This window comes from Serratia sp. (in: enterobacteria) (assembly GCF_046715635.1).
Taxonomy (GTDB): Bacteria; Pseudomonadota; Gammaproteobacteria; order Enterobacterales; family Enterobacteriaceae; genus Chania.
In genome coordinates this window covers 1-9,985 of record NZ_JBKJYW010000349.1, presented here as the reverse complement: position 1 = coordinate 9,985, position 9,985 = coordinate 1, and the positions used below count along the sequence as shown (strand labels likewise).

The window sequence follows — 9,985 nt, the reverse complement described above, 5'->3', positions numbered from 1 at the left end:
ACTCGCTTCATGGGGCCAGAAGGTGTGGGTAACTCCTCGCTGTCCAACATCGCCGGTGCCGCGTCTGAAGGCATGCTGGTGACGCTGCCGAAACGTTACGATCAGGTGCCAGCCAACCAGCCGGTGGTTGATGCATTAAAAGCCAAGAAGCTGGATCCGACAGGGCCATTTGTCTGGACCACCTATGCGGCACTGCAATCGCTGGTCACCGGGATGGAGCGCAGCGCAAGCCAGGAACCCGCCGATATCGTCAAAGATCTGAAAACCGGCAAGCCGGTGGAAACCGTCATGGGCCCACTGAGCTGGGATGACAAAGGCGATCTGAAAGGCTTCGAGTTCGGGGTGTTTGAGTGGCATGCCGACGGCTCATCAACGCCGATTAAATAATATACCCGTCGCCTTTCACGTTGCAGCGTTGTTGGCTGCACGGGTGCACCCCAGTCACTTAGTTAACTAAGCTCCTGGGGATTTACCCGTTTGCCGCCTAGCTGCAACGTGAAATTCATAGGGTATATCGTTCCTGATTTTTTATTCCAAGCTGCAATATAAAAACGTGGCCAAGGGTCAGAGTATGTCAGAGCAGTTTCTCTATTTTCTGCAGCAGATGTTCAACGGCGTGACGCTGGGCAGCACCTATGCATTGATCGCCATCGGTTACACCATGGTCTACGGCATTATCGGCATGATCAACTTCGCCCACGGCGAGGTGTATATGATCGGCAGCTATGTCTCCTTTATCGTCATCGCCGCCCTGATGATGATCGGCATCGACGTGGGTTGGCTGCTGATCGGCGCAGCGTTCCTGGTGTCGATCGTGATTGCCAGCGCCTATGGCTGGAGCATCGAGCGGGTGGCCTACAAACCGGTGCGCAACTCCAAACGCCTGATTGCGCTGATTTCCGCCATCGGGATGTCGATATTCCTGCAAAACTACGTCAGCCTGACGCAGGGTTCACGCGATGTGGCGCTACCCAGCCTGGTCACAGGCCAATGGGTTTTGGGCGAAAGTAACGGCTTCGCCGCGACCATCAGCACCATGCAGCTCATCATCTGGGTCGTCACCTTCCTGGCGATGCTGGCACTGACGATGTTTATCCGTTATTCGCGTATGGGCCGCGCCTGCCGTGCCTGTGCGGAAGATTTGAAGATGGCCAGCCTGCTGGGCATCAATACCGACCGGGTGATTTCGCTCACCTTCGTGATCGGGGCGGTGATGGCGGCGGTGGCGGGCGTGCTGCTCGGCCAGTTCTACGGCGTGATCAACCCTTACATCGGCTTTATGGCCGGGATGAAAGCCTTCACCGCGGCGGTACTGGGCGGGATCGGCAGCATTCCTGGGGCGATGATCGGCGGGCTGGTGCTGGGCGTGGCTGAAGCGCTCACCTCAGCCTATTTGAGCACCGAATACAAAGACGCGGTGTCCTTCGCCTTGCTGATTGTGGTGTTGCTGGTGATGCCAACCGGCATCCTTGGGCGTCCGGAGGTTGAGAAAGTATGAAACTCGGTCTGCTTAACGCCTGTATTGCCACGGTCGTGCTGTTTGTCATGGCCTCCTTCCTGATGGGGATGCAACTGAGCCTCGACGGTACCAAGCTGGTGGTGCACGGCGCTGCCGAAGTGCGCTGGATGTGGATTGGTATCGGTTGTGTGGTGGTGTTTTTCTTCCAACTGCTGCGTCCGCTGATGCAGCATGGGATGAAGAAAATCTCCGGCCCGGCGTTCGTCTTACCCAGCTTTGACGGCTCCACAATGCGCCAGAAGGTGCTGGCAGCGGCGATCATCATTGCCGCCGTCGTCTGGCCGTTCCTGGTGTCGCGCGGCACGGTGGATATCGCCACCCTGACGCTGATTTACGTGATGCTGGGGCTGGGGTTGAACGTGGTGGTCGGCCTTTCCGGCCTGTTGGTGCTGGGTTACGCTGGCTTTTACGCTATTGGTGCCTATACCTACGCATTGCTGAACCATTACTACGGCCTGGGATTCTGGCAAAGCCTGCCGCTGGCGGGGATTGTCACCGCCATCTTCGGCTTCCTGCTTGGTTTCCCGGTGCTACGCCTGCGGGGAGACTATTTGGCAATCGTCACGCTCGGCTTTGGTGAAATCGTTCGCATCCTGCTACTGAACAACACTGAAATTACCGGTGGGCCGAACGGCATCAGCCAGATCCCGAAACCGACCTTCTTTGGTCTGGAGTTTAACCGCAGCGCCCGCGACGGCGGTTGGGATACCTTCCATAACTTCTTTGGCCTGAAATACGATCCCAGCGACCGCATCGTGTTCCTCTATCTGGTAGCGCTGCTGCTGGTGATATTGACGCTGTTTGTGATTAACCGCCTGCTACGCATGCCGCTGGGCCGTGCCTGGGAAGCGTTGCGTGAAGATGAAATCGCCTGCCGTTCACTGGGCTTGAGCCCGACCAAAATCAAACTGACCGCCTTCACCATCAGTGCCGCCTTTGCCGGTTTCGCCGGTACGCTGTTTGCCGCACGTCAGGGGTTTGTCAGCCCGGAATCCTTCACCTTTGTGGAGTCGGCCTTTGTGTTGGCGATCGTGGTGTTGGGCGGCATGGGCTCACAGTTTGCGGTGATCCTGGCGGCAATCTTGCTGGTGGTGTCCCGTGAGATGATGCGCGATCTGAATGAATACAGCATGTTGTTGCTGGGGGCGCTGATGGTATTGATGATGATTTGGCGGCCGCAGGGGCTGCTGCCAATGAAACGCCCACAGTTGAAGCTGAAAGTGGCTGATATCAAAGCCGTGAAGGGGGAGCAGGCATGAGTACTCAACCTTTATTGGCGGTAGCCGGGCTTTCGATGCGCTTTGGCGGTTTGCTGGCGGTAAACAACGTCGCGCTGGAACTGCATCAAGGCGAGATTGTCTCGTTGATTGGCCCGAACGGCGCAGGCAAGACCACGGTGTTTAACTGCCTGACCGGGTTCTATCGCCCGACCAGCGGCACTATCAAACTGCGCGATCGCCATCTGGAAGGGCTTTCCGGCCAGACTATCGCCCGCATGGGCGTGGTGCGTACCTTCCAGCACGTGCGGCTGTTCCGCGAAATGACGGTGATTGAAAACCTGCTGGTGGCCCAACATCAGCATCTGAAAAGCGGCGTGTTTGCCGGTTTGCTGAAAACCCCGGCGTTCCGCCGTGCAGAGGCCGATGCGCTGGAGCGTGCGGCGGTGTGGCTGGAGCGTGTGGGCCTGTTGGACATGGCTAACCGTTCGGCGGGTAATCTGGCCTATGGCCAGCAGCGTCGGCTGGAGATCGCCCGTTGCATGGTAACGCGCCCGGAACTATTGATGCTGGATGAACCGGCGGCGGGCCTGAACCCGAAAGAAACCGATGAGCTGGATCACCTGATCGTCGAGCTGCGTGACCAGCACCAGGTGTCGGTGCTGTTGATTGAGCACGATATGAAACTGGTGATGGGGATTTCCGATCGTATCTACGTGGTGAATCAGGGAACGCCGTTGGCGCAAGGCACACCGGCAGAAATCCGCAATAACCCGGACGTGATCCGGGCCTATCTGGGCGAATAAGTATATGTTGTCATTTAATCAGGTTTCCGCCCATTACGGCAAAATTCAGGCGCTGCACCAGGTCAGCCTGAACATTCAACAGGGGGAGATTGTCACCCTGATCGGCGCCAACGGTGCCGGTAAAACCACCCTGCTCGGCACGCTATGCGGCGATCCCAGGGCCAGCGAAGGGTCCATCACCTTGATGGATCAGGACATCACCCAGTGGCAGACAGCGCGCATCATGCGCGAGGCCGTGGCAATCGTACCGGAAGGGCGGCGGGTGTTCTCACGCATGACGGTGGAAGAGAACCTGGCGATGGGCGGTTTCTTTGCCGATCGCGAGCAGTATCATCAACGTATCGAGCGGGTATTTACCCTGTTTCCACGCCTGCTGGAGCGCCGCAGCCAGCGCTCCGGCACCATGTCCGGTGGCGAACAGCAGATGCTGGCGATTGGCCGTGCGCTGATGAGCCAGCCAAAGTTACTCTTGCTTGACGAGCCTTCACTCGGGCTGGCACCCATCATCATCCAGCAGATTTTCGACATCATTCAACAGCTGCGCGAAGAGGGGATGACCATCTTCCTGGTGGAACAAAACGCCAATCAGGCACTAAAACTGGCGGATCGTGGTTATGTGCTGGAAAACGGCCGCGTGGTGTTGGAAGATACGGGTACCGCATTATTAGCAAACGAAGCAGTACGGTCAGCGTACCTCGGTGGTTAAAATACCCGTCGTCTTTCAAGCTACAGCGTTGTTACCTGCACTATCTCACCCCAGTCACTTACTAAATGTAAGCTCCTGGGGAGGAGATAGCTTGGTGCCTAGCTGTAACTCGAAATCCATAGGGTATTAGGTGGTATTTACCGAATAAGAGGGCATAGAGATGGTATCGCGCCCATATTTTAACGATTACGAGAACAAGCAATGAAGACAGAAGGACTACTCGCGCAGCGCATCGTAAAGGTCAAAAGCTCGGCAATCCGCGAATTGCTCAAGCACAGCAAAATGGAAAACGTCATTTCGCTGGCGGGTGGCATTCCCTCTGATGCGCTGTTTGACTTCGAAGGATTGAGCATTGCTACCCAGCAGGCTATTACCGAACAACCGAAAAGCGCTTTCCAATATGGGCTGACCGAAGGCAGCGAACTGCTGCGTGAAGGCATCTGTACCCTATGCGCACAGCGTGGCGTTAATGCCAAGCCGGAAGATATCGTGGTGACCGCAGGCTCCCAACAGGCGTTAGATCTGGTGATGCGTGCGGTGATTAACCCTGGTGATGTGTTTGTGGTAGAGCGCCCGACCTATCTGGCGGCGCTGCAAACGCTGGAACTGGCGGAAGCCAACGTCATGTCCGTCTCTTCCGACAGCGATGGCATGGTGGTTGATGAGCTGGCCGAACTGCTGAAAACCCAGAAGATCAAAGGGGTGTACGTGGTGCCGAACTTCGGCAACCCAAGCGGCCTGACCCTGAGCGCCGCACGCCGTGAGCAGTTGGTGAAACTGGCGGTGGAGCATAACTTCCTGATTATCGAGGATGACCCGTACGGCGAGCTGCGCTTCACCGAAGAGCGTAATGCTACGCTGTATCAGGTTTCGCAGCAGGTGCTGGGCCATACCGAAAACATTATCTATACCTCCACCTTCTCCAAGATCCTGGCTCCGGGCCTGCGCCTGGGTTGGGCCATCCTGCCGCCGTTCTTGTTGCATAAAGTAGCGATCATCAAGCAGGCGGCGGATCTGCATGCCAGTGCGCTGTCTCAAAGCATCGTTGAATGCTATCTGGGGCTGGATCGTCTACCGGCGCAGATCGAAAAGATCCGTGCGGCCTACAAGCATAAAGGCGAGATCCTGGCCGGGCTGGTGGAAAAAGAGCTGGGTGATGTGATCAGCTTTGATATGCCGAAAGGCGGCATGTTCCTGTGGGCGCGTTTCCGTCAGCAATTCGATGCTACCGAGTGGCTGAACACCACCCTGAAGCAGGGCGTGGTGTTTGTGCCGGGAGAATACTTCTTCTCTGACAAACCGGATCGCTCTACCTTCCGCCTGTCGTTTGCCACGGCAACCGAACAACAGATGCAAGAGGCCGTCGCCCGCCTGCGTCGCTCGCTGTAATCTCTCTGCGGCGGTGGGGTAATCCCTACCGCCGACATCAAACCGCCATCTGCACTTCACCTCGCTGTCATCTAGCTGTCACGCCAAAGTTATGATTCTGTCATCCGCGCATGGCATGTTATCCCCGTCATCTTTCAAGCCGCAGCGTTGTTGGCTGCACTGGCACACCCCAGTCACTTAGTTAACTAAGTTCCAGGGGATGCACCAGCTTGCCGCCTAGCTGCAGCTTGAAAGCTATAGGGGAATACATCCGAGTATAAAGACTTCTTTTCGCTCACGCGTTTTGATCACACCCGCTTTTTCAGGAGTTAGGCATGTTTGCTCACGCGATTAAAAAAACCACGTTGTGCGTTACCTTGGCTCTGGCGGTCAGCGGCCATGCAATCGCTGCCACCGAGATCCCCTTCTGGCATTCGATGGAAGGGGAGCTGGGCACCGAAGTGGATTCTCTGGCGGACCGTTTCAACCAAACTCACAGTGATGTGAAGATCGTCCCGGTTTATAAAGGCAACTACGAACAGAGCCTGGCGGCGGGCATTGCCGCTTACCGTTCCGGCAAGGCACCGGCGATCCTGCAAGTGTACGAAGTGGGCACCGCCACCATGATGGAGAGCAAGGCGATCAAACCGGTGTATCAGGTATTCCAGGAGTCGGGCGTCAAGTTCGATGAATCGGTGTTCGTGCCGACCGTGGCCGGTTACTACACCGATAACAAGAGCGGCCATCTGCTGTCCCAGCCTTTCAACAGCTCCACCCCGGTGCTGTATTACAACAAAGATGCCTTCAAGAAAGCAGGCCTGAACCCGGATCAACCACCGAAAACTTGGCAGGAACTGGCGGCCGATGCTGCCAAACTGCGTGCGGCTGGCATGAAGTGCGGCTACACCAGCGGTTGGCTGGGTTGGATCCAACTGGAGAACTTCAGCGCCTGGCATGGCGTGCCGTTCGCCAGTGAAAACAACGGCTTTGGCGGCACCAATGCCAAACTGGAGTTCAACCAGCCGCTGCAGGTGAAGCATATTCAGTTCCTGCAAGACATGAACAAGAAGGGCGACTTCACCTACTTTGGCCGCAAGGACGAACCTACCGAGAAGTTCTACAACGGCGACTGCGCCATGGCGACCGCTTCTTCTGGTTCACTGGCCAGCATCCGCAAATACGCCAAGTTCGATTTCGGCGTGGGCATGATGCCTTTTGATGCTGACGCAAAAAATGCACCGCAGAACGCCATTATCGGTGGGGCCAGCCTGTGGGTGATGAACGGCAAAGACGCGGCGACCTACAAAGGCGTGGCGGAATTCCTGCAATATCTGGCCCAGCCTGAGATTGCCGCCGAATGGCATCAAAAGACCGGCTACCTGCCGATCACCACTGCCGCTTATGAAATAACTAAACAACAGGGCTTCTACGACAAAAACCCCGGGGCCGATGTGGCCACCCGCCAGATGCTGAACAAGCCACCGTTGGCGTTCACCAAAGGGCTGCGTCTGGGCAATATGCCGCAGATCCGTACCGTGGTGGATGAAGAGCTGGAAAGCGTGTGGACCGACAAGAAAACCCCGCAGCAGGCGCTGGATGCTGCGGTACAGCGCGGTGACGTGTTGCTGCGCCGCTTCGAGGCCTCCACCAAGTAAGCGTCAGATTGGGCCATATTCGGCCAAACGACATCGATCCACTCCCTCTCCCTTTGGGCGAGGGTTGGGGTGAGGGGCTTATACCGTCCCTCATCCCCATTTAACGGTTAACCCTATGTCATCATCCCGTCCCGGCTTCGGCTGTAGCTGGCTGCCCTATGTGTTGGTGCTGCCACAACTGCTGATCACCGTCGTTTTCTTCCTGTGGCCTGCCGGTCAGGCGCTGTGGTACTCGGTACAAAGCGTCGATCCGTTCGGCCTTTCCAGCCAGTTTGTCGGACTGGACAACTTTACACAGCTGTTCCAGGACCCGTATTACCTGGACTCTTTCTATACCACGTTACTGTTCAGCTTCTTGGTGGCCGGTGTTGGCCTGCTGGTATCGCTGTTCTTTGCTGCATTAGTGGACTACGTGCTGCGCGGTAGCCGTTTCTATCAGACCTTGATGATCCTGCCCTATGCGGTTGCCCCTGCGGTAGCGGCGGTGCTGTGGATCTTCCTGTTCAGCCCCGGCATGGGCCTGATCACCCATATGCTCGCCGGTTTCGGCTATGACTGGAACCATGCGCAAAACAGCGGCCAGGCGATGTTCCTGGTGGTGTTGGCGTCGGTGTGGCAGCAGATCAGCTATAACTTCCTGTTTTTCCTGGCCGCATTGCAATCCATCCCGCGTTCTCTGGTGGAAGCGGCGGCGATCGATGGGGCTGGCCCGGTGCGGCGTTTCTTCAACCTGGTGCTGCCGCTGATCACGCCGGTGAGCTTCTTCCTGCTGGTGGTCAACCTGGTGTATGCCTTCTTCGACACCTTCCCGGTGATCGACGCCGCTACCGGCGGTGGGCCGGTGCAGTCGACCACCACGCTGGTGTACAAAATCTATCGTGAAGGCTTTGCCGGTCTGGATCTGTCCAGCTCGGCGGCGCAGTCGGTGGTGTTGATGCTGCTGGTGATTGGCCTGACGGTGATCCAGTTCCGCTTTGTCGAACGTAAGGTGCGTTACCAATGATTGAGAACCGACGCGGGCTGGATATCTTCAGCCATACGATGCTGATTGTTGGCGTGCTGGTGGTGCTGTTTCCGCTGTATGTGGCCTTTGTGGCCGCCACGCTGGACGATCGGCAGGTGTTCCAGGTACCTATGACGCTGGTCCCCGGAGGGCACCTGTGGGACAACATCCGCCATATCTGGCAGGGCGGGGTAGGCACCCTCAAGGTGCCGTTCTCGATGCTGCTGCTTAACAGCGTGATCATGGCGCTGGCGATCACCTGCGGCAAGATCGTGGTCTCGGTGCTGTCCGCCTATGCCATCGTCTATTTCCGTTTTCCACTGCGCAGCCTGTTCTTCTGGCTGATCTTCATGACGCTGATGCTGCCGGTCGAGGTGCGTATCTTCCCGACGGTGGAAGTGATCTCCAACCTCAATCTGCTGGATAGCTACACCGGACTCACGCTGCCGCTGATGGCATCGGCCACGGCCACCTTCCTGCTGCGTCAGTTCTTTATGACCCTGCCGGATGAGCTGTTGGAAGCTGCACGCATCGACGGTGCCGGGCCAATGCGCTTCTTTTGGGACATCGTGCTGCCGCTGTCGAAAACCAATCTGGCGGCGCTGTTTGTCATCACCTTTATCTACGGCTGGAACCAGTACCTGTGGCCGATCCTGGTCACCAGTGACGCCTCAATGAGTACGGCGGTGGCAGGGATCCGCAGCATGATTTCCACCTCCGGCGCACCGACCCGGTGGAATCAGGTGATGGCGGCAATGATTTTGACTTTGATCCCGCCGTTGGCGGTGGTTCTTCTGATGCAGCGCTGGTTTGTGCGCGGCCTGGTTGATAGCGAGAAGTAACGAATATGGCAGGTTTAAAACTACAGGCGGTCACCAAGTCTTACGACGGCAAAACGCCGGTGATCAAGCAGATCGATCTCGACGTGGCTGACGGCGAATTTATTGTGATGGTTGGCCCCTCCGGCTGTGGCAAATCGACGCTTTTGCGCATGGTGGCCGGGCTGGAACGCACCACCAGCGGCGATATTTATATCGATAGCCAGCGCGTGACCGATCTGGAACCGAAGGATCGCGGCATCGCCATGGTGTTCCAGAACTACGCGCTGTATCCGCATATGAGCGTGTACGACAACATGGCTTATGGCCTGAAAATCCGTGGCTTTGGCAAGCAGCACATCCGCCAGCGAGTGGAGGAGGCCGCGCGTATTCTGGAGTTAGAACCGCTGTTGCAACGCAAACCGCGTGAGCTTTCCGGTGGCCAGCGCCAGCGGGTGGCTATGGGGCGCGCGATTGTGCGCGAACCGGCGGTGTTCCTGTTTGATGAACCGCTCTCCAACCTGGACGCCAAATTGCGTGTCCAGATGCGCCTGGAATTGCAGCAACTGCATCGCCGTCTGAAAACCACCAGCCTGTATGTCACCCACGATCAGGTTGAGGCGATGACGCTGGCGCAGCGGGTGATCGTGATGAATAAAGGCGTGGCGGAGCAGATTGGTACGCCAAGTGAGGTTTATCAACGCCCGGCGACGCTGTTTGTCGCCAGCTTTATCGGCTCCCCGGCAATGAACCTGCTACCTGGCACGTTGAGTGCGGATGGCAAACAACTGCAACTGGCCGGTGGTATGGCGCTGGATCTGCCAGAGCCTCGGCCACAGTGGGGCGGACAGGAGTTGACGTTGGGTATCCGACCGGAGCATATTCAACTGAGT

Annotated in this window: 9 protein-coding genes and 1 pseudogene; all 10 read left to right on the top strand. The window is 57.2% G+C overall.

Annotation, left to right across the window (positions count from 1 at the left end; all coding sequences use genetic code 11):
* Positions 1–387, top strand: a pseudogene (locus tag ACLQ7H_RS18505) (leucine ABC transporter subunit substrate-binding protein LivK); the annotation flags it as partial.
* Positions 388–571: 184 nt separating this feature from the next.
* Complete coding sequence (gene livH / locus ACLQ7H_RS18500) at positions 572–1,498, top strand: high-affinity branched-chain amino acid ABC transporter permease LivH (RefSeq protein WP_021181499.1); 927 nt, start codon at positions 572–574, stop codon at positions 1,496–1,498.
* Positions 1,495–2,778, top strand: coding sequence for a high-affinity branched-chain amino acid ABC transporter permease LivM (locus tag ACLQ7H_RS18495; RefSeq protein ID WP_411753923.1), 1,284 nt, complete (start codon positions 1,495–1,497; stop codon positions 2,776–2,778). Before livH ends, ACLQ7H_RS18495 begins: the two co-directional genes overlap by 4 nt.
* Entirely contained in the window at positions 2,775–3,542 is a 768-nt protein-coding gene (gene livG, locus ACLQ7H_RS18490) for a high-affinity branched-chain amino acid ABC transporter ATP-binding protein LivG (RefSeq protein ID WP_024484631.1), read from the top strand. The genes ACLQ7H_RS18495 and livG overlap by 4 nt, the downstream gene beginning before the upstream one ends.
* Before the next feature lie 4 nt (positions 3,543–3,546).
* The gene (livF, locus tag ACLQ7H_RS18485) at positions 3,547–4,248 is read left to right on the top strand and encodes a high-affinity branched-chain amino acid ABC transporter ATP-binding protein LivF (protein ID WP_411753922.1); all 702 of its coding nucleotides are present in this window, start codon (positions 3,547–3,549) and stop codon (positions 4,246–4,248) included.
* 201 nt (positions 4,249–4,449) lie between these two features.
* A complete protein-coding gene (locus ACLQ7H_RS18480) occupies positions 4,450–5,637 on the top strand; it encodes a PLP-dependent aminotransferase family protein (RefSeq protein ID WP_021807791.1) in 1,188 nt (395 codons plus the stop codon).
* Between the two features lie 314 nt (positions 5,638–5,951).
* Positions 5,952–7,271: a sn-glycerol-3-phosphate ABC transporter substrate-binding protein UgpB gene (gene ugpB / locus ACLQ7H_RS18475; RefSeq protein ID WP_411753921.1), complete on the top strand. Its 1,320-nt coding sequence runs from the start codon at positions 5,952–5,954 to the stop codon at positions 7,269–7,271.
* A gap of 115 nt (positions 7,272–7,386) precedes the next feature.
* Positions 7,387–8,274: a sn-glycerol-3-phosphate ABC transporter permease UgpA gene (ugpA, locus tag ACLQ7H_RS18470; RefSeq protein ID WP_411753920.1), complete on the top strand. Its 888-nt coding sequence runs from the start codon at positions 7,387–7,389 to the stop codon at positions 8,272–8,274.
* The gene (gene ugpE / locus ACLQ7H_RS18465) at positions 8,271–9,116 is read left to right on the top strand and encodes a sn-glycerol-3-phosphate ABC transporter permease UgpE (protein ID WP_411753919.1); all 846 of its coding nucleotides are present in this window, start codon (positions 8,271–8,273) and stop codon (positions 9,114–9,116) included. The genes ugpA and ugpE overlap by 4 nt, the downstream gene beginning before the upstream one ends.
* A 5-nt stretch (positions 9,117–9,121) precedes the next feature.
* Positions 9,122–9,985, top strand: an 864-nt coding sequence (locus ACLQ7H_RS18460) for a sn-glycerol-3-phosphate import ATP-binding protein UgpC (protein ID WP_411753918.1), incomplete at its 3' end; no start/stop codon positions are given.

Bases quoted from the DNA above. Each gene is read 5' to 3' on its own strand.
- livH (WP_021181499.1), top strand. From the start codon at position 572: ATGTCAGAGCAGTTTCTCTATTTTCTGCAGCAGATGTTCAACGGCGTG.
- ACLQ7H_RS18495 (WP_411753923.1), top strand. From the start codon at position 1,495: ATGAAACTCGGTCTGCTTAACGCCTGTATTGCCACGGTCGTGCTGTTT.
- livG (WP_024484631.1), top strand. From the start codon at position 2,775: ATGAGTACTCAACCTTTATTGGCGGTAGCCGGGCTTTCGATGCGCTTT.
- livF (WP_411753922.1), top strand. From the start codon at position 3,547: ATGTTGTCATTTAATCAGGTTTCCGCCCATTACGGCAAAATTCAGGCG.
- ACLQ7H_RS18480 (WP_021807791.1), top strand. From the start codon at position 4,450: ATGAAGACAGAAGGACTACTCGCGCAGCGCATCGTAAAGGTCAAAAGC.
- ugpB (WP_411753921.1), top strand. From the start codon at position 5,952: ATGTTTGCTCACGCGATTAAAAAAACCACGTTGTGCGTTACCTTGGCT.
- ugpA (WP_411753920.1), top strand. From the start codon at position 7,387: ATGTCATCATCCCGTCCCGGCTTCGGCTGTAGCTGGCTGCCCTATGTG.
- ugpE (WP_411753919.1), top strand. From the start codon at position 8,271: ATGATTGAGAACCGACGCGGGCTGGATATCTTCAGCCATACGATGCTG.